Raw genomic sequence first — 22,014 nt, 5'->3', positions numbered from 1 at the left:
GGTAGCTCAATCATGCGCTGGAAGAAGACGCTTCAGCTTGTCGACGTGCATTGCGAGGGCGAAATCGGCAAGGTCATCACGGGTGGCGTTCTCGGAATCCCGGGCGAGACGATGCTCGACAAGATGAACTACATCAACGAGGTCGACGACAGCCTTCGCAGACTTGTCGTCCTTGAGCCTCGTGGTTGCCTGCAGATGTCGGTGAACCTGCTGTTGCCGCCGACCAGACCTGAAGCCCATGCGGGTTTCATCGTGCTGCAGGCGGACAAGGCTCATCCGATGTCCGGGAGCAACGCCATCTGCGTGGTCACGGCGCTGCTGGAACTGGGCATGGTCGAGATGCAGGAGCCCGAGACGACCGTCGTGCTGGATACGCCAGCCGGTCTCGTCACGGCGCGCGCCACCTGTCAGGACGGGCGCTGCACGGGTGTTTCGCTCGATATGGTGCCTTCGTTTGTCGAGTACCTCGACCTCAGTATCGACACGGAACGGTTCGGCAAAATCCGCGTTGATATCGCGTTTGGTGGCGTGTACTACGCGCTCGTCGACGTTGGGCAGGTGGGACTCAACATTTCCCCCGCGAACGCGCGCGAACTCGCGGAACTTGGCGTCGCCCTGAAGGACATCATCAACCAGCAGATTGAGATTCAGCACCCGCTCTATCCGCAGATTAACGAAGTCGCCTATGTGATGTTCCGCAACCGCGTGAGCGATGAGTTGTACCAGACGTGTACGACGCTCCCACCTGGGCGCGTGGACCGTTCGCCCTGCGGAACCGGGAGCTCTGCCAATCTGGCTACCCTGGCTGCGCGTGGCAACGCGGACATCGGCACGCGTCTGACCTCGCGCTCAACAATCGGGGGCGAGTTCTCGATTGAGCTGCTAGGGAAAACGGAGGTTGCCGGCCGCGCGGCGGTCCTGCCACGCGTTTATGGTCGGGCGTGGGTGTATGGTTTCCAGCAGATAGGGGTTGACCCCGATGACCCGCTGTCGGCCGGATTTATGCTGAGCGACACATGGGGCGCGGGGTTTCCGAAGGTCTAAGGCACAGGGCGCGCGATGTTAAACTTTCATGCACGCCCGTCCTTCCGGGCCCACGATGACGGCGGTACGACGATGAGCAAAGACACGACTGAAACTGAGGTGAGCGGCCGCCGGCACGGCGGCCGCTACATCTATGAGGAACTGCGCAGGCGGATTCTCACGTTGCAGCTGAAGCCAGGCGCGCCGCTTGATGAGGTTTCGCTCGCGGAGCAGTTTGGTCTGTCACGCTCCCCCGTGCGTGATGCTCTTGCTCGGCTCATTAGCGAAGGGCTTGTCACGATTCTGCCGAACCGGACGACGCTCGTAACTCCGTTGGAAATCGAGGAGTTTCCCAAGTACGTTTCCGCACTGGACCTGATCCAGCGCGCGGTAACGCGTCTTGCGGCGCTGCATCGCACGGACGAAGACCTCGCGATTATCCAGAAGGCCGACGACGCTTACATGAGGGCAGTGGAGAGCGGTGACTCCGAGGCGCTCACCGAGACGAACAAGCAGTTGCACATCGCCATTGCACATGCTGCGAATAATCCGTACTTCGTCGGGTACTACGAACGTCTGCTGGGCGAAGGTCAGCGACTGACGCACCTGCATTTCGATTTCACCGTCACATCGCCGGCGGCAACGAAGCTCGGACGTGACCATGGCGAGCTCATCGATGCGATTCAACGAAAGGACGCAGACCTGGCGGAGAAGCTCGCGCACGAACATACGATGCTCTTCCAGAAGCGCTTCCTTGATTACATGCGGCAAAACATGACCGAATCTATTGCGGTCTCGTGAGTAGCTGTACCCCGTAATTCTCGCTTTAGACCTCGGGCCTGGTCGTATGGGGCTGGGCCCAAATTGGCCGAATCAGTCGACGCGCGCAACTATGCCGGAGCTACGAGCAAAGTGATGTAGGACTCTTGCACGTAATACGCCGTCCAGCGTCGCGAGCTGTTGATGTAGTTCGATTGCTTGCTGTTCAGTCTTGTTGCTCAAGACGATTCTCTGCTCAAATAACCCTTCGCAGCGCGTTACAGTCCATCGGTCGACGGTACCACGTTCCTCTAGGCCGGACCAACTAGCATTCTGGTCGCGATGGTATTTGACGGGAGGGAATTCAATCAATGGGCGTCAACGTATACGACCTTGTTTGTGGCCTACGCCGTCGCCATCCTAAGTGTTCACTGCGGCGTCACGATCTTCACCGCCTCGAGTCGACGCTGATCCTCCGCGATTGAGCCTTCAATGTCCTCTGGGGTGACATCGAATTCGGCCATCCTGCGCAGCAGCTAGGCGACGATGCTGTCACGCCTTCTTTGACCCATCCTGATTATCTCCATCCGCGACATGGCTGTCAGTTTGAGCCTGTGCAAGTCGTATGCCACCAGGATATCACAGAGGATGCGACTGCCTGCGCAGCTCAGACTTACTGCGCGGTCCGCTTACTCACGAGCATGTGAATTTGGTCTTGGCAAGGTCAAACATTTGTGCTGCTGCCTTTGCTACGGACGCCGCAGTGCAGCATAAACCGTGGAGCTACATCCAGGACCTCGTAGCTAGTGGATCTTCTTAAGCCATTTTCATAGGTGCACGGCATGATTGCCGCTTAAAGAGAACGTGATGCCGACGAGAGGAAAGTATGCAAGAGTGCGTTAGAGCATAGGGGCATGAAGTCGAAAATCGCACAGTGGGAGTTAGACGAGGTTCAGAAAATCGCGGTTGAGCTGGCCACCCGCAAACCCTAAGAGCGAGACAAGAGTCCAGCCGAGAGGTGGGTGAGTGATACACCGTCGCTCGCCTCGGCAGCGACTTCATGACGGTGCTTATAGGGAAGATGACCGTGTCCGCTGTCGAGCCGCTAGTGCGACTCGACACTCTCGCCCGCGACGGGATAGCACGCGTGAGCATACAAAGCAGGAGTTGGCCGCGCTGCGACGCTTAGCCGACTTCCTGCACGCCTGAGAATGATGCAGTCAAGATTCTGCGCAAGGTCATTGCCTCGCTATGACGTTCGGGCAGCAAAGGCAGCATACGAATCGATTCATCGTCGACAATGCGAGGCGCAGTTTAAGCAAACACAAAGTGTCTTGTCAGGGCTTCTCCAAGGCGGCTACAAGTTCCGCATTAGCTTCCGAGGACTGAAAAATATCCCGATGCATTTTTCCTTGAGGAAAATTTTTGTATTCGTCACCATCCCATGTAAATCCTATGCTCTCCTCAACATCCATTTCAATTCCAGTTTCTTTGTCTATCGACTGTGCCCACGCTTGAGTGAGTCCTAGCCTTGCAATGCGATGAGCGGTAGGTAGATAGATTTCGTACTTTGCCTGCAACGTGAACGTGGTTAGGGAATTTATTGCGGCTTCAACCCCATTTGGAGCGATGACGCGAAGTTCGTAGTCCGCCTTTTGACCACGCATAGCTACGAGTGTAGGGTCGCTGGAATCTTTGGGCATCAATTGAAAAACTATCTCATTACTGTCTTTCAGCGGGTTAAGTAGGGGCGTGATATACGGATTAGTGGTTCCCTTTGCACCGCTAAAATTGCAATCCTTGCAGGCAGGAACTAGGTTGCCCAAAGATAGTGAAAGGTACGGAAACTCGCCTCGAGGAAGAAAGTGATCGAGGTCACCCCGGAAGTCCATGGAGCCATTAGCCGCTTTAACAGGGGTGATATGACAGTAGGGGCAGACGAAGTAACGAGAACACGCGTACAAAGCATACGCATCCCAATTGTGCTTGCCATCTCGGAACTTTTCATAGTTGAAAACTCGGGATGCCAAAGCGTTAGCATCCTCACGTTTTCTGCTCCCATCTGGAAAGATTGAATCAAAGCAATCAATGACTGTAGAGAAATCTCTAGTTTTCGAATCGACAATGTTCTTTAACTGAGCATTGAGGAAGCAATCGAAGTCCATTAGCGCTCTTGAAGCGTATGCTTTTTTGCGCTCACGGGCCATCTCAATGCTTACGCGTTTGAGGACGTAAGCTTCATGTTGCTCCTCTGCCGTGGTCCAGACGTCGGGAATCTCAATTATCATAGTTTATAACGCCTCAATCTGATGCTTTACCCGACGGACTAGGAGGAATGTTGAAAGCCATTTTGGCTTGCCCCTTCAGCACCGCTCGCTGCAGCCCTGGATCGCCGATTTCTTTGATAAGTGCTCGGTCTTCGTCATCAAGCTCACCCCGTAGAAATCGCTCGCGTAGGATGCGTATTTTCTTCGCTGCAAATGAGCCGATGGATGAGGTCTCAAACGCATCAAAAACTAGCGAGTCAAGCGAATTTCCGAAGGTCTTGAATGGCTCAGATCGCTCGCTGTCTAGTCGTTGGACCATCGGGGAAGGAAAGTCTCCAGAGATAACCGGTGAATGAGTCGCTATCAGAACTTGTAACGAGTCCAAGTTGTGATGTCGCTTCAATTCTGATAGAAACGTGTTCAGGTTTTCGACATATTGACGCTGCCAATCGAGGTGTAAGAATGCGTCCGCTTCATCAATAAGCAGCAGCACGGACTTGATGGCGCTCTTGCGCAGGCGTGCGACCGCATAGTCAAGGCGTGTAAACTGCTGGATAAGTGAAAGCAATCCCGAACTCAGGTCGGACCAAGAAAACTCCACTGCGGAGTTTGGAGACCTAATGACAATATCAACTATAGCGGAATTGCTCTCGAATTCGATACCTTCGACGGTCCTATCATTGATTGTGTCGATGTGCTCAGAAGCCGCAAGAACGTTGAAGGTGCTCTCGTAGATTTTGTCAAAGTCGCTGGACGCACGCGCGAGGTCACTATGGTCCTCGAGTAGCCCAGGTTCCGATACGCTTGCCAAATCGAAGGCTTTAAGGAAATATGAAATGACAGCTGCACGTTGACCCACGCGCCTTATTTGGCGCTCAAGCGTAGCGAGCGCGATAAGCCGATGTTCGTGCCCATTCTTCGATAGCCTAGAATGCAAGAAATTTGAGACTGCGCGTACGAACTCAGGCGGGACGATTTGTGTTTGGGTTTCTCGGCGAGTCTCAAGCACTCTTACGCGTTCACGCTCTAAACTTCCGTCATTGAGCCGGCACTCATTATCTGTATCAAGAATGAATGGGACGATAGCTCGTTCCACAATGCTCTTTCGATAACAGATGCGGGCCTTCAGTGGGCGGTGCGTTTCGTCGAGTATTCCAGCAATCCAATCGTACCGTCGAAACATGTACGGTTGAAGTGTCTTGGCTGGAATACGAGATGCATCTACAAAGCGGGGGTGAACGTCCGTCGACCTGGTGTATGGGATGGGCGTGAAGTAGACGACTCCGAAGCCATCAGGAGGCCGCTTAGCATCAGAAGTGAAGCTATCGTCGTCGTCCGTTCGAGCTGCCCAGTGACCTTGGTCACCGAACTCAGTACCTCTCGTCAGGACTTCGGCTACGTTCAGCAACAATCGAGTTTTGCCGGCTCCGTTTTTGCCCAGCAAGAGCGCCATCGAGTCGATACCGAAATAGTCGGGAAATCGGCGGGAGGCGGAGCCTATCTCCGCGCGTACGTGGTCAATTAATACGTAATCGATAATCACAACATGAGTCCCTTTAAACTGCGCCCGATATAGTGAGTCGTGCCAATGGCATCATCGCAAGATACGCGACGGCATTGAGAATTCTGTCTCCAGCATTGCTTTTTCTTCGTGCGACTGCGGAAGAAAAATTTTGTCTGTGATTCAATCAGCCTTTCGCGCGTCTTTGCTTAAACTGTTCGAAGCGGTCGCGATAAGAGAACATGTAATCGAGAATCGCGTTAGTAAACTCCAGCGCGTCTTTTGCATCGGCTTGGCTGATTGCCGTGGCAACTCCGTGTGCGGCGGCATTGCCAAATGCGCGCAACGCGTCTGACCAGTCGAACAGTCGTTCGTCGATGAGCGAGCACTCCTTCATTTTCTTCAATGAAAGGCTTAAATTGCGCTCGCTGATTCCGTTTGCCTCGCAGACGCCCTCGAGTGTCTTCCGACACATGACCGCAGAAGCAGTATACGCTTGCGCTCGATAGCACCAGCATACCTCAGCAAACGCTCGGCGGATTTCGTGCGGGGCGTGCTGATTGACTTGAATGTCGCCCTCCGGATACACGATGGACGGCGTGTCCCACTTGTCTCCCTCGGCCATGTTCCCAATGTTCGTTTGTTCGACAACGATTGGAGATTGGCAGCCGGAGCAGCAAAGCAGGGAGTAACGCTTGGATGGTTTTTCACCATTGAAATACCGTAGATAGCCCCCGGCTTCGACGGCTTCCACGTACTGCCGGCAGCTGTGACACTCGATAATCATTGTTGTAAAAGCGGCGGTCGGTAGTTTCGAAGCCGAGTTGGGTCGCGATGCGTATTGCATGTCGATTACCACTCTCGTCGCAACGGTGCGCTCGCGTCAGCCGCATCGTCGAACGATAGTATGAAGGAAAAGCTTGGGCGTGAGATGCCGGTATCTCGGAGGTAGGGCTAACCGGCTAAAGTTGCGACTCAAATGTCGTTACCGCGATTGGCAGGCAACTACTCGGGGCACGAAAAAAGTAGAACTACAATATAACGCGGAAGTCGGACGTGAGAGGAGGACTTGGCGCGATACGGCAGTCGAATGAGGGTGTGATAGTCGGCCATTCGTTACGCGTGTTGCCACTCAATGAGACGTGCGCTATAGATCCTGCATCAGGCGCCTCCGTTGGCGCCCCAAGGACTTCGTCTGGTCTAGGAAGGTTACGTGGTCTATTTGTAAATGGCAAAACCCTTTGGGCGCAATCGCCTCGATTTCCGATATGGCGTAGCGGCCGAACCGCACTTCTGAGGGCTAGTGTTCGCACGAATTCCGGAGAGCGTCCACGCCGTAATCTCCGCAACTTGTCGTCGAGCGGGGTTGCAGAAGAGGGGCGTCCATAAAGGGTGCGGTCAGCGCGCAGGTTGCATAAGCGCCACCAAGGCAAATCTGGATCCGGAGGGTAGACGCACGATCCTACAGTGAGGTTGCGCTTGGTATTGTCCAGCCGATAACGCACATGCCTTGCGCGTAGCAGTCCTCACGCGCCTCAGCTGTGGTGCGCCAGCTTGCTTAGTGTTTCGCAGTCCGATATAAAAAGCTTGTCAGTTGGCGAGCGAAACGGGCAGCCCTCGATTGGTTGCTTCATCTGAAAGACTGATTAGTGTGTGGACGTCTTGAACCATCGGGAGGGTTGATAGTCGGTCCGCGAGGAATTTCTTGTACGCATCAAGGTCCACCGTCACGATGCGCAGCAGGAAGTCGACATCTCCAAGGACCGTGTGGATTTCAATCACTTCGGGATAGTGCGCGACCGCTGCCACGAAACGCTCTCCAGCCCGCTCACTGTGCTTGTTCAGCTTTATCTGAGTGAACATCTGCACGGTGAGCCCCAGCTTTGTACGGTCGAGAACTGCGACCCGCCTAAGAATCACCCCGTCACGCTCCATCTTCTCGACCCTACGCCACGCTTGGGATTGGGACAGGCCAACGCGCTCGCCGAGTGAACTCATGGAAATGCTCACGTCCTCCTGCAGGATTGTGAGAATCTTTCGGTCAAAGTGGTCGAGTGCCATATTTGTTTCGTGATGGGCTGCAACGATGCAAGGATTTTTCACCGTAACATGCAATTCCACGGAATGTTGAATTATGGTTGCGGCAGGAGGCGCCTAGCATAGAAGCTTCCTATAGAGAAGTCGAGTTAACCCAAAAATGAACAGCGTACGTACGTCCAATGGGTTTTCAGCCATCGTTCCGCCACGTCATCTCGTTCAAGCCACGACGCTGACCGCAGTTTTTCTTCTGCTTTCGCTTCTCATGCAGAAGACACACATGCCGTTCAACCCAGCGCTCACTGGCTTTGCCGTCTTATTTATCGCCTTGCTCCTCAGGTTCATTCCACTCTCTGCGGTTGAAGGCGGTGCCAAACTGCTGATTGCCCAGAGTGCACTCTTCCTGATTCCCGCCGTCGTCGCAGTCGCAAGACAAAAAGATGTGCTCAAAGCTGATTGGGCACCTCTGCTGCTCATTCTGGTCGGCGGAACGGTGCTCTCGGGAGCAGCTACCGCAGTTGCTGTCGAACTCGTCGCGCGGCGCTTCGGCCGGGAGTCGCAAGCATGAGCTTCATCGTGTGCTTTTGTATAACCGTCGCGATGTACGCCCTCAACATCAAAATCTACCGGCGTTGGCGTGGCGTACTCACGTCGCCGTTGGTGCTCACGCCCGCAGTTCTGATTGCAGGCCTGTATGCCGCTGGCGTCTCCTTTGATTCGTACGTCCATGCGACGCGTCCGCTGGTGTGGATGATTGGGCCACTTACCGTTGCCCTAGCCGTTCCCATCTATCAGCAGCGCCACTACATCAGGCAATGGTGGCCCGCACTGGTCGTAGGGACATTAGTCTCGAGTTGCGTGACGATGGTGACCGGAATACTTCTCGCGCGCTGGTTCGACCTCCCGTCGGTTGTCGCGCACAGCCTCGTCGGCCGGTCAGTCTCCATGCCATTCGCCTTTGTTGTGACAAATGAAGTTGCCGGCGCCCGTGACCTGACGACGATGTTCGTTGTGGCAAGCGGGACGGTCGGCATCATTGTCGGAGACCTTTTGTTGGTCTTGATGCGCATGCGCACGCCCCACGCTCACGGGGCAACACTGGGCGCAGTCGCTCAAGTAGCCGGGGTAATTCGAGCGCATGAGCGCGGCACGCCGAATGGCGTCATGGCCAGCTTGACGATGGTCTTCAGCGGCGCCTTCGCGGTGTTGGTCGCCCCGCTTCTTTCCCGACTCATTTAATCCGCCCTTCGGCGGCAGCATCAAAATGCTGCCGCTATCAATCCAGCACGCTCGTCCGTAGCGTCTGCGTCCCAAACGTCGGCTTTCCGACGGCTGCATGCCTTCTCAGAACGCTCCCGATTTTCCCTGGTTGCAGCAGACAACCTATCGTAGAGGCTTGGCATAGCGGGCCTTCGCGACACAACACGATGTTGATTAATTCAACATTTTGTTGACATCAAAAATTTGGAGTTGAATAGTTGCGCTACATCAACGGGGCGGCGCGGCGCTGCCCTCGATTTAGTTCAGGGAGGCCAAGCGTGGCTGAAAACAGTACAACCCTCGAAAAGGGTATGGGAATCGTGGACGTAGTCGCAATCGGCGTAGGGTCGGCGGTCGGCGTCTCGATTTTTTCTATCATGGCTCCGGCTGCCAAAGTTGCTGGTTCGGGGATGCTCATCGCGCTGCTGGTCGCTGCGATTCCCATGGTTGTGTTCGCCATCGTCTACGCGTACATGGGTTCGATTATTCCTCGCTCGGGCGCCTCATACGATTGGCCCGCGAAATTCGTCCACCCTTACGTTGGTTTCATGGTCGCGTGGCTGCGCGTGCTCGGTAACACGGGAGCAATCGTTGTTCTGGCGCTCGTCATGGTGAAGTACATCGGGAAGGCATTCGAACTGCCTGAAAAGCCGACGATGCTGGGCATCATCACCATCTTCTACCTGGCAAATCTGCTCGGCGTCCAACTGGCCGCGCGTGTAGAGCGAGTCTTGGTGCTGCTGAAGCTCCTTGCTTTCGGACTTTTTGTCGTCGCGGGCATCTCGGCCGTCCAATCAATTAACTTCCATCCGGTTCTTGGCTTCGGATGGGGCGCCGTGATTGCTTCGTTGCCGTTGCTCATCACGCTCTATATGGGCATCGAAAGCGCTACCGAAGTGGGCGAAGAAATCAAGAACGGTAAAGCCAACATTGCAAAGGGCATTACGTGGGCAGTGACACTTAGCGGCCTGGTCTATCTGGCTGTCGCAACGGTGGCTCTAGGTGTTCTCGGAGCACCGACCCTTGGTTCCAGCGACGCCCCTCTCATCGACGCGGGCAGCCACTTTCTTGGCGCATTCAACAAGCCGTTGATTATCTTTGCGGCAGTCGCTTCGATTTCGACGAGCATCAACGCAATCTTCATGACCTTCACGCGCTTCCTGTTCGCGATGGGCCGCGACGGCGTGCTGCCTTCATCGCTGGCGAAGCTTCATCCCAAGTGGAACACACCTCACGTCGCGACGACGGTCGTCTATGTCTGTGCGCTCGCAGGGCTGCTCCTCGGCACGAACCTCGTGTTTCTTTTCCTCGCAGTCAACATCCCCACTATGCTGAAGTATTTCAGCAATTGCTGGTCCGCGGTACGACTTGCACGCAACCATCCCGAACTCCATGCTCAAGCGAAGTTTGCGTTGAGCCATCGAGCAGTCAAGGTGTGGGGCTATCTCGGGATGCTGCTTGCAATTGGTGTCATCGCTGTGGGGCTCGACACGGATTGGCGTCCGTACGTCATTCTCGCGGCGTGGGGCGTGCTTGGAACCGCATACTGGCTCAGCGCACGCCGTCGTTCCGCCGCAGTTCTGGGAGCAAATTGATGACGCTCGATGTCCGTCGGATTCACGAAGCCTACCCGTACCTTGCCGAGCGCACGTATCTGAACACTGCCGCAGCAGGACTATCATGGGTCGGCGAAGGAGCCGCGGCCGCAAGTTTCTATAGCGGTGCAAAATCCAAGGGAATCAACGGACGCGATGAATGGCAGGGTGTGTTGCGACAAGCCATCCAGCGGGTGCGAAGTCTTCTGGGTGGCTTCGACGGCGAGATCAACTTCTTCGGGAACACGTCGGAGGTTGTGAACCTCGTCGCCCATAGCATCGAGTGGAACGCGGGCGACGAGATAGTGCTGGCTGCAGATGAATTTCCGTCGGTGGTCTTCGCCTGGCAACACAGCACCAAAGCGGGAGCGATTGTCCGGTACGCCGACGAAGGCGACGAAGCAAGCCGTACCGAACGAATTCTCGCGCAAATTTGCGAGCGCACCAAGGTCGTCGCTGTATCGCATGTCCATTGGGCAACGGGTACTGCAGTGGATATTGAGCGTATTGGGAAGGCTTGTCGCGAGCACGATGCCCTCCTGGTCGTCGATGGCGTGCAAGCGCTCGGCGCCATACCGGTCGAAATGCGCTATGTGGACGTCTATTGCAGCGCGGTCTTCAAGTGGCTGTGCTCCGGTTTCGGTCTGTCTATTGCGGCGATATCGGAGCGCGCCGCGTCGCGCTTTTGTCCGGCTTTCCTTGGATACGCAAATGCGGGACCGGCCGGCGGATTGCAGTATGCGCACATGAACTACCCCGGCATATATGCTCTGAACGCAACGCTCGGCCACATGGAGCAACTTGGTTGGAGCGATATCTATACACGCGTCAACGCCAACTGGTCGAGGCTCGCCATGGGGTTGAAGCGCCTCGGCTACACCGCGAGTGCTCCGGAAGACAGGCATGCCGGCATTGTCAGCATCGAAATCGAGAATTCGGAAAGTGTCCGCGACTCGCTCAAGGACAAAAGCATTGATGTGGAAGCCCGCTTTGGGCTGCTGCGAGTCTCGCCCCACTTCTACAACTCTGACGCGGACGTGGACCGACTGCTCGACGCGATAGCCACAATCTAACTAGAAGGTCTGAACCCATGAATGTATTGAAACGCCTTGCCGAACTCAATATCGAACTTCCTCCGCCACCGCGCCCGGCCGCTACCTATGTCACCGTGCGTCGCGAAGGCAATCTCGTGTACGTGTCCGGTCAGGGACCGATGGTCGGCGCCGAGCCTACCGTGACTGGCAAGGTCGGGGCAGAGGTCACTGAAGAGCAGGCTTACGATGCAGCAAGGTTGGCCGTCCTTAACGGCCTCGCCGCAATCCATCACGCAGTTGGACTCGACAAGATTCAGCGAATGGTTCGGCTTACCGGCTGGGTGAGCAGCGCAAACGACTTTCATCGTCAGCATGTGGTCGTTGACGGAGCATCGGACTTGCTCATCAAGATTTTTGGTGACAACGGACAGCACACGCGCTGCGCGCTGGGCGTCAACGTTCTCCCCTTCAACATTCCGGTCGAAATCGAGCTGACCGCGGTGGCAGCTGAGTAATCAAGGATAGACGAGTGCGCCATTGGGCGTGCTCGTAGAAAACATAGAGTTCTCGCCTACAATATAAATAGGAGTCCAGATGATTAAGAAGTTTGCTTTGGGCGCAATTTGCGCTATGGGAACAGCTTCGGCATTCGCGCAGTCGAGCGTGACGCTGTACGGTGCGATTGACACCAGCCTGCGCTACACGACGAACAACTCGGGGACGAACGGAGCCGCGAGCGAAATTGGCCTTACTGCGGGCGGCATCCAGGGCAGTCGTTGGGGCTTGAAGGGTTCCGAGGACCTCGGCAATGGCACCAAGGCACTTTTCGACCTCGAGAGCGGTTTTGTTCTGAACGACGGCACCGCAGACCAGCAGGGGCAACTCTTCGGCCGGCAGGCATGGGTCGGTTTGAGCAATCCGACGTTCGGTCGCCTTCTGGCAGGTCGAATCTACGGCATTCCATTTGGCTTGCTCAGTGACTTCGACCCGTTGGGTATCGGCAACTACCTCGAAAACGAGTACATCGCCCGCATCATCGGCGTACGCTTTGACAATACACTCGACTACTCCATCTCGCGGGGCCCCTTCAGTCTTGAACTGCAGCGCAGCTTCGGCGGCCAGGTCGGCAGTGTCTCCCAGGGTAGCACGACCGCAATTGGCTTGACCTATCAAGCACATGGACTCGAGGTCGGCGGCGTGGCGCATGAGTCGAAGGACTCGACCAACAAGCGCGCCATCATTCTCGGTGGAGGCGCGAACTACAGCATGGGTCCTGTGACCGGATATCTGATGTACGTCAACGCTCGCCGGGACGCTGGTTTCAGCATCGCCTCTACAACGGGCGGCGCCCTGGCGAACACAAGCCTGCTTGGCAATAGCACGACGATTTATGGTGCGAACACGCAGACGGCTCAGCGGGTCGACTCGTACATGTCGTTCGGCGTGTCATACAGGGTTACGCCAACGTTCCTCGTGACAGGCGCGTTCTATCAAGACAACGTCGCACACGTCGTCGACGACCAGAGCGGAAGAATTCGTACCGCCCTGTTGAACGTCGACTACTTCCTGTCGAAGCGCACGGATATCTATGCCGAAGTGGACCGTAACTGGCTGAGCGGCGCGTCGGTGACGGACCCGAACAACCCGCCGCTCTCATTCGGCGGCAAGAGCACTCGTACCGGCGTCGGGATTGGCCTCAGAACGCGCTTCTAAACACGTCCGTGGTTGCTGAAGAGTTCCTGCAACTAAGCAGTTGTGATCTTGACAGCAATTGGCCGGGCGCTAGTGCATGAGGTTGGGGGCTCCGCCCCCAACGCTGCCCTTCACTTCTTTTTTCTGGAAGTCGGCTTGGCCGAAGTGTCCGTGCTGCCATTCTTGCGCCGGCACTCGTCAAGGTAGTTGTAGATGGTGTAGCGCGTGACGCCAAGCGAGCGAGCGGCGCTCTCGACACTACCCTTCACGATGAAGAGACCCCGTTGAAGCATCACTTCGACGGCGTGGATTTTCTCCTCCTTGTTCATCATTGAAGGAGGCTTGCCGAACTTGTTGACAGCGTCTGAAATGATTTCGCTCATCAGCGCGTCCATGTCCGCGGGCTCGGCCTCTTGCTGTTCCTGGGTGAAGCTCGTCTGAAGCATTCGCTCAAGCCAACTATGAGCGAGCTTGACCACCGTCATGTCGGCGTTAAAGCACAGCGCCGCATACGGCTCGCCGTTGCTGTCGCGAAAGAGGGCGGTGGCTGAACGCAGAGGTTGGCCGGTCGGCGAGAACGTTGGATAGTCTCCGATTACAGAATGGGACGCAAGGCCACGAGACGCCAGCTCGACCTCGGCAGCCGCAAATGCCTTGTCGTTCTTCGGGCCGCTCAAAATCGATTGTCCAACATTTCGCCCTGAGACATGCCCGTTTGTGATGGCAACAATCGAGCTTTCTGGACGTGTCAGATCGTGAAGAACAACTTCGACATTCGGTCCTAACATCGACTTCAGTACGCTCACCACGGTTTCCATGGCAGCCATAACTGCTTTGCGCTCAGCAAGGATGCTCGCTGGGACTTCTGTTGCCTTCCCACGTGACTTACGCTTCACGACTGCAACTTCGGATGATGTGGTAGTCATTGTCAGATTGAAGATAAAACTGGCTTTGATGATAGCCTCCCGGAGGCTTTGCGCTTTGCGGCCCCAAGCCCCGTTCGGTCGCAACTGAGGTGAATGAATGCCCGAGGCGGAGCATGTCGATGCCTCAGTCGCCACTCCAAGGGTGTTCCTTAAGGGGCATGCTTTTACGCATTTCGAATCAGTCGCTTACAGCTAGAGCACCCCCAAAAGCTGAAGCATACGCGCAGCTTCCACTTCAACGCAATGTTGAAATTCGCACTACTTGGGCCGGCCTTCGCAGTGCTGTCAGGTTCATGATTCAGCTTGCGTGGTGCGCGACTTGAAGACGGGCCACAACCACTTGGTTATGGACAAACTTGACGGGTAAGTTGAGCGCCGCATCAAGCTTATAGATGACTTCGTCGCTGCTGCGGGCCGTGCGGAGCGCGAGATGGCTATGGGGCTTGGGTTGACGAACTTAACGAAGGTGATGCGAGCAACCTTAACCTTGAAAAGGAAATCAATAGTGGGGCCAACAGGAGGGCCTAACAACTCGCGACGTTTCTAGTGCTTCACGGATTCTTTAAGCAGGCCGAGCGAATCAACGGCTCAGTGTTCAGCTTTCTGTCAATCGACCGGTGCTGGCAGGTTTATTTTCAGAGCACATTCGCGAAAACTGGCACCCGGATTGTTGGGGCCATTTCGGATACTTTCGCCCCGTCGCAATCGCGCGGCGCATTTTGTACGGTCAGGGGCGGGAATTTATGAAGAGGGGAACTAAATCGTCGCGTTGGCGTTTCCGAGCGTACGGCGAGCTGTGGACCTCGAAAAAAAAGCACGACCCTACGGGGCGTGCCTTGGAAATCAGTTCGGGCGGGGCGGTCCTAGATGGCGGCCACAATCAGTGGATGTTATTTGCGCCAGCACTGCCAGCAGTTGCCCCTGTCGGCTTCCGTGTGAATGTTTTCCCCTGAACAAGTGCCTCGTATCGCTTCGTAACAAGCACATTGACGAGAACGCGCTCCAGCGGGATGCCTCGGATGTCGGTGCTGGCCTGCAGATGCACCAGGCCGCTGGCCGCGGCGCCTGCCAGGCTGTCCCACATTCCGGCAGGGGCATCAGCGGATATTTGATTGCGGAACTGACCGATGATCGGCGCTTTCGGGCCGATTTCAGCTTTGCCGAACGCTGCGAGACGTTCGCGGCTGCCGTTGTCCACCTCAAACACATAGGGCACGAACTGCTGCTTCTGCCATTGGTCCATTGCTGTCCAGACATCAGCGTCGGTCAGGTCAGCAAGCCAATAAATCTGTACGCCCCCGAGCTGAAGTCGAAAAGTTAGGAGGCGTGCGTCACCCATCTGCATGCTGCCATAACCGAAACAGCTGCCGACTCTTCGACTCTGGATGGCTGCCAAGTCTGCGGTTTCCAGCGGGCACGTGAGGATGGGGACGTCTCGCTTAACCTTGCCAGCAAGGCGCTTGTCCAGTTCGAGTTCGCGAGGCAGATGGAGACCGCCGAGTGTTACCAGGGTGTAGTCGAAATCCTGCATTTCAATGAGTTCCTTTGGGTCCGCTGCCAACCATCGGTTGGGGATAGGTCGTTCTATTGGGCATCCTGATGCCCTCACGTGGCGGTTCGGATGGAGCTTCAAATCCCGAACACCACTTCGCATATAGCGACCGCGCTGAAGTCACATTCGCATCTAAATTTTTAGCTCGCGACAACGGCTGCGCCGATGCGCTTACTCAGCCTCGCAACCGCATTTGCGGATTTTCAGGTGTCTCCAATTGCCCAGTTATCGGTCGAATTCGCAGGGCGATGCGGCCATTTCCCTGTCAGCGCTCGCTGACTCGTAGGTCTTCGTCGCCGGCGCATATTCGGATGCATCTAGGAGGCATAACCTGTCGCGCCTGCCCGTGAATGCTTTTGCTTGCTATCTAAATCTTCACGGGAGAAAAAAATATAAACACTTGTGCCTTGACTGCCCATCGTCCTTCCTTGGAGAACCACGGTGGCAGCAGGCAACACGTCGTACCAGATTCAAAACACGCTTCGCGTAGTTGAGCTTTTTGCCGGTGTCGGTGGATTCCGGCTCGGCCTTGAGCAAGTGCAGGGCAATCCTTTCGAAGTTGTACTTAGCAACCAGTGGGAACCCGCCCGCAAAACACAGCTTGCAAGTGAAATCTATCGTGCACGCTGGCAAAGGGACGTTCACTTAAATGAGGACATCGCTGAGGTATTGAAATCAGAAGCGGGACGCACCGCGATTCGCGAGGCGCGCCCCGACGTCGTAGTCGGAGGTTTCCCTTGCCAAGACTACTCTGTAGCCAAACCGCTCTCGCAGTCACAGGGCATTGAAGGCAAGAAGGGTGTGCTCTGGTGGTCGATTGCGGAACTGCTGAGGCAGCGAATCGCAGACGGAGAGCCAGTGAAGTACCTCATCCTGGAAAACGTTGACCGTCTAATCTCGTCTCCCGCTGTATGCCGTGGTCGTGATTTCGCGATGGTGTTGTCTACGCTCTACGGCATGGGCTATGCGGTCGAGTGGCGTGTGGTCAACGCTGCCGACTACGGCTTTCCGCAACGCCGCCGGCGCGTGTTCATCGTCGCATACCACGCGACCACTGGCGTCGCCGAGCGTGTTGCGAGTGACGTTAGTGAGGGTGGTGTGACATGGTTTAAGCAATCGATTCTGAGCCGCGCGTTCCCCGCAGCATTGGTGAATGAGCTTGATGCGTCGGCGCCAGCTTTGACCTTGCACAATGAGCCTTTCGACGAGCAGCTCGCATATCGGTCGCTCTCGAACGGCAAGAGCCGATTTGCAAACAGTGGAATTGTGGTTGCCGGCAAAGTATGGACAGGTGCTTCTAAGGGAACCGTCATCGACGACTTCAGTGCCTTTACAGGTTCTGTCGGTCTGCTAACGCTTGGAGACGTTGTGCGCAAGACGGGACCGGTGCCGACGGCGTTCTACGTGCGCAAGGCAGAGGAGGCGAGGTGGTTGGCTGCGAAAGCGGCGAAGCGGGTGCCGCGCGAGAAGGACGGCTTTGCGTATGAGTATGCGGAAGGTGCAATGGCGTTCCCTGACCCTCTGGATCGCCCGTCACGCACCATCATTACATCGGAAGGTGGCTCTACCGCGTCCAGAACGAAGCATGCTGTCAGGGAGGCTTCCGGCCTTGTTCGCCGACTGACTCCTGAGGAGTTGGAGGAGCTGAACGGGTTCCCGCGCGGCTTCACGGACCGTGCCGGAGCCTCTGACGTGACCCGGGCGATGCTGATGGGCAATGCCTTGGTGGTGGGTTTGGTGACAAGGATTGGCGAAGCGCTCTATCACGCGCACGTGAACTGCGACTAGAACCAATGGCGAGCGGGTCAAGTCCCTCAACCAAAATTGAACGCCAGATGCACTCGGGGTCGATGCTAGCCACTCGGCTGATTCGACTTCGGCCGCAGGTTATTCCCGGCTTCGCGGGGGTCCATTCGTTGGGGCCCGCGCCTTCCACATATCAGGTCACGTCCCGTAGGGGCGACTTGAAAACCCCCACCAGCTCGAGAAGACAACGGTTCGAGCTGCTAGTTGCTCAGCAGGTTTACGAATCACGCGACATGCCCCGCGCGGTCATCAAACAAAGACTGGGCCTCATTGATACGGTCGATGTTGTCGCAGGCCCATTTGCAGAGCGTGAGAACGGGCGCACTCAGCGACTGTCCTAGAGGGGTGAGTGCATACTGAACTTGCGGCGGCCTAAGCGGCAGGGTGGTTCGGCTCACAATTCCGTCCCTCTCCAACATGCGCAATGTTCTTGTCAGCATCTGCTGGGAAATGCCGTCGATACTTCGCTTGATGGCACTGAAATGCAGCGGGCCGCGCTGCAGGATATAGATCACCATCATGGTCCACTTGTCCCCGACGCGGGCGAGCACCTGGCCGATATTGCGCGTGTCCTTGAGCACGATGGGTTCCCCGGTAGTCATATCCATGTGACCAGTCCTATCCGTCTGCGTTCTTGCGGAACATCATGATAGTCGCATAATCCAGCGAGGTCATTACCTTGGACTGGAAAAGCGCAGATGTTGGCTATGAGACATTGGGACCGCCACGGTGACGGTGGATTGAGTTTTACCGAACTCGGATTCGGCGCTGCGGCGATCGGTAACCTGTTTCGATCCGTTTCGGAAGAAGAAGCAAGGACCGTTCTTGATCTTGCGTGGAATGGTGGCATCCGCCATTTCGATACCGCGCCGCTATATGGCCATGGTCTCTCCGAAACGCGCCTCAATCCATTCCTTCGGGGGAAACCCCGCGACAGCTATACCATTTCGACCAAAGTTGGCCATTTGCTCAAGGCGGTGCCACGGGGGCATGGCTCTGATGGGGGTATCTGGGTAGACATTCCCTCTCGACAAGAGGCTTACGATTACAGCTATGAAGGCGTGATGCGCAGCTTGGAAACATCGCTGGAGCGTCTTGGTCTCGATCGAATCGATGTCGTTTACGCCCATGACCTCGATCTGCCCAATCACGGTTCTCAAGAAGCTCTGCAGGCTCGATTCGACGAATTCATGTCCGGCGGTTACAAGGCGCTCCTCAAGCTTCGGGAAGAGGGTGCAATTCGGGCCTTCGGAGCCGGCATCAACGACTGGAAGGCCGCTCAATAGCTCCTGGACAACGGGGACTTCGACATATTCCTTCTGGCTGGCCGCTATACGTTGCTGGAGCAGGACAGCCTGCCGTTCATGAATTCCTGCACAGACCGTGGGGTCGGGGTTGTCATTGGTGGCCCGTATAATTCGGGCATTCTTGCAAGAGGCCCTTTTCCCGGCGCGAAATGGAATTACCAACCCGCACCTGACTGGATACTGGAAAAAGCCGGAAAGTTGAAAGCGGTAGTCGAAGCGCACGGAGTTCGCCTCGTCGACGCTGCATTGCAGTTCCCGTTGCTGCATCCGGCCGTTCTCAGCGTTATTCCGGGTGGCCAGACTGCTGAAGAGATGGAAGGGAATTTCTCCGCTGCGGCTACGCTTATCCCTCAGGTCTTGTGGGACGATCTGCGCCAACAGCGTCTGATCGATCCGGCTGTGCCTTTGAATCCGCCTCACAAGGCCTAGACCAGCGATTCATGAGCCCACGAGGAAGGAATCAAGCATGAAAATTGGCATTATCGGCGCGGGAAACATCGGCTTTACACTGGCGCGCAAATTTCGGCAGGCTGGGCACGTGGTCTTTCTCGCAAATTCGCGGGGGCCGGGCAGCATCAAGGAAAAGAGCGAAGGGATAGGCGTAACCGCCGTTACTGTCCAGGACGCACTGAACGGCGTTGATGTTGTTGTGGTGTCGATCCCTGAAGGTAGTATCCCTCAGCTTCCGAAAGACCTCTTTGCAAGGCTCCCGGCCCACGTGCCGGTCGTCGACACAGGTAACTATTTTCCGGGACTGCGTGACGAGCCAGTTGCGGCCATCGAAGCCGGAATGGCGGAAAGCGAGTGGGTCGCGACGCAGCTTGGACGCCCGGTAGTGAAGGCGTTCAACAGCATCATGGGTCCGAGTCTCGCGGAGAAAGGGCGCACAGAAGGAGAACCAGGTCGTATTGCTCTTCCAGTCGCTGGCGACAATGCCGACGCCAAGCGCAAGGTGAAGCAGCTTGTGAATGACGCTGGGTTTGACGGAGTTGATGCAGGCAGTCTCGCGGAATCATGGCGACAGCAGCCAGGCACCCCTGCATATTGTACTAATCTCACCGCCGATGCACTTCGGCATGCGTTGTCGACCGCGAGCAAGACTGACGCCCCTCGCAAGCGAGATATGGCTCTCCAGCAGCGACAGGAGGCCGGGCAGAAAATGAGCAGCGACGACGTGGTCCAGCTCTATCGCTCATTGTTTTAGTTGTCGGCTCACCGGCGGTCTGCTGCCTTTGACTACGGGCAAGTAGCGCGGCACGGCTTGTCTGGTCTCCCCGACCGTCGCTGTGCACGGGTTGCCTTTCGGTTCGGCCGCCTCGATCATGGCGCGGCCGCTGCCTACGTCGCGGCGGACTAGCTGGATACCAAATATGACGCGACTAGAGCAGGCGTGTCTTTCGCCAGAACTCCACGGGCCTCGACTGACTTCCCGGCAACGGAGAATCAGATCCTGCTTCGTATTGGCCTTTCGCGTCTCCCGCTCTAGAGTCTCTTCATCGGCATGCACATGCCATGTCCGCGCCACCACGGCACTTTGAGCAGGTCATCGCGGTTGTCGCGAAACACGAAGACGTGTCCGAAGAACGGATGTTCTTCAGGCTGCAACTGAATGAGCAGTGCGGCCGTGTTCTCGACCGTGCGTTTCTCTTGAGTCACTGCTACCGGCAACCCTGTCGGCCGCTCATATTGTCCGGATTCATTGGTTCAGTGCCCGCATTAATGCGCGAACGTTAGGTTTTTATTCGAACTAGAGAAGTCGATTCGTATCTCAGAAGGAGAGAGTAGTCGTTTTATTATAAATAACGCTCGTTTTTCTATATAACTCGTCATATTGTCGAAACGGGGCCTAACTATTCTTCCTCGACTCATTGGCAGCCGAGGCGGCAATTCAATCTTCCGTCTAGAGCAGGTCATAAAAAAATTAAACTGACAATACTGAGGAGTATCATGTTCCTTCGATTTTCAAGCAGAACGTGGTCGTTATTGATTTTCCTGATCGCGTCGATATGCGGCGCATTTATTGTCGCAGCGTGTGGCTCGAGCAATAACTCGACAACTGCGGGGACAATGCAGCAAATACGTCACGTTTTTATAATTACGCTCGAGAACGAAAACTACGCAACGACGTTTGGAACTGCTTCCAAGGCTCCGTATCTCTCACAGACACTCGCCGCTCAGGGTGCTTTGGTGCAGAACTACTACGGCACAGGCCATGTCAGCTTGGACAACTACATCTCGATGATCAGTGGGCAGGCGCCAACCCTCGAGACGGATAACGACTGCTTTACTTACGACGACTACAAACTGACGGGCATGACCCCAGACGGTCAAGCTATCGGCACGGGTTGCGTATTCCCTGCGAGCATCAAGACTTTGCCTGATCAACTGAAGGCGGCCGGGTTCACGTGGAAAGGATACGAGGAGGATATGGGCAACGACCCGTCACGTGAGGCGGCGACTTGTGGCCACCCGACGCTGAACACGACTGACCTCACGGACAAGCAAGAGGCCCCCAGTGCGGCCGTTCCTCTTGGCGACCAGTATGCGAGCCGCCACGACCCCTTCGTATATTTCCACTCGATCATTGACTCCCCTGATTGTCAGACGAACGTAGTCAACCTCGATAAACTGCAAAGCGATCTCCAGTCAGTTAGTACGACTGCAAATTTTAATTTCATAACACCGAACACCTGTGACGATGGACATGATGCGCCTTGTGTAAATGGTCAGCCTGGTGGCCTAACGAGCGCAAACGCTTTCCTGGAGAAATGGGTGCCGATAATTACCTCGTCTCCCGCGTTTCAGCAAGACGGTATGCTTATCATTAACTTCGACGAAAGCAGTTATGCGAGTGAGAGCTTCGATACGACCACGAACCCGCCTACAGTGATGCTGACATACGCCGGTGCTACCTGCTGCGGACAGCAACCCGGTCCTAACCTCGCCGCGTTCCCGCAGGTTGCTTCTCAGGGTACGTATCCGACAAGCTCTGTGATTAACAATTTTCCGCAATTCCCGCTGTCTTCGTATCAGACGGCCCAATTTGCCACGACTAAATCAAACTACGGTGGCGACCAGACGGGTGCTGTGATGATCTCGAAGTTCATCAAACCGGGTACCGTGTCGACCGTCCCGTATAACCACTACTCGATGCTCAGGAGCATCGAGGACATTTTCGGTCTAGATCACCTTGGATATGCAGGGCAAGCAGGCCTCGTACCGTTCGGCAAAGACATCTTCACAAGCTTGTAAGCC

General features: G+C 55.9%; 19 protein-coding genes and 1 pseudogene. 12 read left to right on the top strand and 8 right to left on the bottom strand.

Annotated features, from left to right (window positions below; genetic code table 11):
• The first annotated feature begins 12 nt into the window (after positions 1-12).
• A complete protein-coding gene (locus F3J17_RS23955) occupies positions 13-1,044 on the top strand; it encodes a proline racemase family protein (RefSeq protein WP_167064730.1) in 1,032 nt (343 codons plus the stop codon).
• A 72-nt stretch (positions 1,045-1,116) separates the two neighbouring features.
• Positions 1,117-1,824, top strand: a complete 708-nt coding sequence (locus tag F3J17_RS23950) for a GntR family transcriptional regulator (RefSeq protein ID WP_205194932.1) — start codon at positions 1,117-1,119, stop codon at positions 1,822-1,824.
• A 1,295-nt stretch (positions 1,825-3,119) separates the two neighbouring features.
• Here F3J17_RS23950 and F3J17_RS23945 read toward each other — a convergent pair.
• From F3J17_RS23945 to F3J17_RS23930, 4 genes are all read right to left on the bottom strand, one after another.
• A complete protein-coding gene (locus tag F3J17_RS23945; RefSeq protein WP_167064728.1) occupies positions 3,120-4,070 on the bottom strand; it encodes an HNH endonuclease in 951 nt (316 codons plus the stop codon).
• A gap of 13 nt (positions 4,071-4,083) precedes the next feature.
• On the bottom strand, positions 4,084-5,592 hold the full coding sequence (locus tag F3J17_RS23940; RefSeq protein ID WP_167064726.1) for an AAA family ATPase: 1,509 nt from the start codon (positions 5,590-5,592) through the stop codon (positions 4,084-4,086).
• Between the two features lie 145 nt (positions 5,593-5,737).
• Positions 5,738-6,304 carry a DUF4145 domain-containing protein gene (locus F3J17_RS36345; protein ID WP_205194931.1) on the bottom strand — a complete coding sequence of 189 codons (567 nt, stop codon included), beginning with the start codon at positions 6,302-6,304 and terminating at the stop codon, positions 5,738-5,740.
• Positions 6,305-7,140: 836 nt separating this feature from the next.
• A complete protein-coding gene (locus tag F3J17_RS23930; RefSeq protein ID WP_167064723.1) occupies positions 7,141-7,611 on the bottom strand; it encodes an Lrp/AsnC family transcriptional regulator in 471 nt (156 codons plus the stop codon).
• Positions 7,612-7,747: 136 nt separating this feature from the next.
• Here F3J17_RS23930 and F3J17_RS23925 point away from each other — a divergent pair, with 136 nt between their 5' ends.
• The 6 genes from F3J17_RS23925 to F3J17_RS23900 all read left to right on the top strand — a co-directional run bounded on the left by F3J17_RS23925 (position 7,748) and on the right by F3J17_RS23900 (position 13,189).
• Positions 7,748-8,155, top strand: coding sequence for a CidA/LrgA family protein (locus F3J17_RS23925; RefSeq protein WP_167064720.1), 408 nt, complete (start codon positions 7,748-7,750; stop codon positions 8,153-8,155).
• The gene (locus F3J17_RS23920; protein ID WP_167064718.1) at positions 8,152-8,826 is read left to right on the top strand and encodes an LrgB family protein; all 675 of its coding nucleotides are present in this window, start codon (positions 8,152-8,154) and stop codon (positions 8,824-8,826) included. The genes F3J17_RS23925 and F3J17_RS23920 overlap by 4 nt, the downstream gene beginning before the upstream one ends.
• 299 nt (positions 8,827-9,125) lie before the next feature.
• Positions 9,126-10,442 (top strand): amino acid permease, encoded by a 1,317-nt coding sequence (locus tag F3J17_RS23915; RefSeq protein WP_167064715.1) that lies wholly within the window; start codon positions 9,126-9,128, stop codon positions 10,440-10,442.
• The gene (locus F3J17_RS23910; protein ID WP_167064713.1) at positions 10,442-11,515 is read left to right on the top strand and encodes an aminotransferase class V-fold PLP-dependent enzyme; all 1,074 of its coding nucleotides are present in this window, start codon (positions 10,442-10,444) and stop codon (positions 11,513-11,515) included. Before F3J17_RS23915 ends, F3J17_RS23910 begins: the two co-directional genes overlap by 1 nt.
• A gap of 17 nt (positions 11,516-11,532) precedes the next feature.
• Positions 11,533-11,991: a RidA family protein gene (locus F3J17_RS23905; protein WP_167064710.1), complete on the top strand. Its 459-nt coding sequence runs from the start codon at positions 11,533-11,535 to the stop codon at positions 11,989-11,991.
• Positions 11,992-12,070: 79 nt separating this feature from the next.
• Complete coding sequence (locus F3J17_RS23900; protein WP_167064708.1) at positions 12,071-13,189, top strand: porin; 1,119 nt, start codon at positions 12,071-12,073, stop codon at positions 13,187-13,189.
• Positions 13,190-13,299: 110 nt separating this feature from the next.
• Here F3J17_RS23900 and F3J17_RS23895 read toward each other — a convergent pair whose 3' ends face one another.
• Positions 13,300-13,986: a PAS domain-containing protein gene (locus F3J17_RS23895; protein WP_167064705.1), complete on the bottom strand. Its 687-nt coding sequence runs from the start codon at positions 13,984-13,986 to the stop codon at positions 13,300-13,302.
• Between the two features lie 988 nt (positions 13,987-14,974).
• On the bottom strand, positions 14,975-15,625 hold the full coding sequence (locus F3J17_RS23890) for a hypothetical protein (RefSeq protein WP_167064702.1): 651 nt from the start codon (positions 15,623-15,625) through the stop codon (positions 14,975-14,977).
• A gap of 462 nt (positions 15,626-16,087) precedes the next feature.
• Here F3J17_RS23890 and dcm point away from each other — a divergent pair, with 462 nt between their 5' ends.
• Positions 16,088-17,434: a DNA (cytosine-5-)-methyltransferase gene (gene dcm / locus F3J17_RS23885; RefSeq protein WP_345891239.1), complete on the top strand. Its 1,347-nt coding sequence runs from the start codon at positions 16,088-16,090 to the stop codon at positions 17,432-17,434.
• Between the two features lie 242 nt (positions 17,435-17,676).
• Here dcm and F3J17_RS23880 read toward each other — a convergent pair whose 3' ends face one another.
• Positions 17,677-18,060 (bottom strand): helix-turn-helix domain-containing protein, encoded by a 384-nt coding sequence (locus F3J17_RS23880; protein WP_167064699.1) that lies wholly within the window; start codon positions 18,058-18,060, stop codon positions 17,677-17,679.
• A gap of 90 nt (positions 18,061-18,150) precedes the next feature.
• On the opposite strand from F3J17_RS23880, the pseudogene F3J17_RS36340 reads away from it, so the two are divergent.
• Both F3J17_RS36340 and F3J17_RS23870 read left to right on the top strand, forming a co-directional pair.
• Positions 18,151-19,188 (top strand): annotated as a pseudogene (locus F3J17_RS36340) (aldo/keto reductase).
• Positions 19,169-19,963 carry an NAD(P)-binding domain-containing protein gene (locus tag F3J17_RS23870; protein ID WP_345891241.1) on the top strand — a complete coding sequence of 265 codons (795 nt, stop codon included), beginning with the start codon at positions 19,169-19,171 and terminating at the stop codon, positions 19,961-19,963. The pseudogene F3J17_RS36340 and the gene F3J17_RS23870 overlap by 20 nt, the downstream one beginning before the upstream one ends.
• A 278-nt stretch (positions 19,964-20,241) precedes the next feature.
• Here the strand turns inward: F3J17_RS23870 and tnpB are convergent, their stop codons facing one another.
• Complete coding sequence (gene tnpB / locus F3J17_RS23865) at positions 20,242-20,415, bottom strand: IS66 family insertion sequence element accessory protein TnpB (protein ID WP_167064693.1); 174 nt, start codon at positions 20,413-20,415, stop codon at positions 20,242-20,244.
• A 291-nt stretch (positions 20,416-20,706) separates the two neighbouring features.
• On the opposite strand from tnpB, the gene F3J17_RS23860 reads away from it, so the two are divergent.
• A complete protein-coding gene (locus F3J17_RS23860) occupies positions 20,707-22,011 on the top strand; it encodes an alkaline phosphatase family protein (protein WP_167064690.1) in 1,305 nt (434 codons plus the stop codon).
• The last annotated feature ends 3 nt before the right edge of the window (positions 22,012-22,014 follow it).

The sequence above is a fragment of the Burkholderia sp. Ax-1719 genome, from assembly GCF_011753055.1.
In the GTDB taxonomy this organism is placed as follows: domain Bacteria; phylum Pseudomonadota; class Gammaproteobacteria; order Burkholderiales; family Burkholderiaceae; genus Paraburkholderia.
Note: the sequence above shows the minus strand (reverse complement) of the source record. Positions and strands in the feature narration are given on the sequence as shown.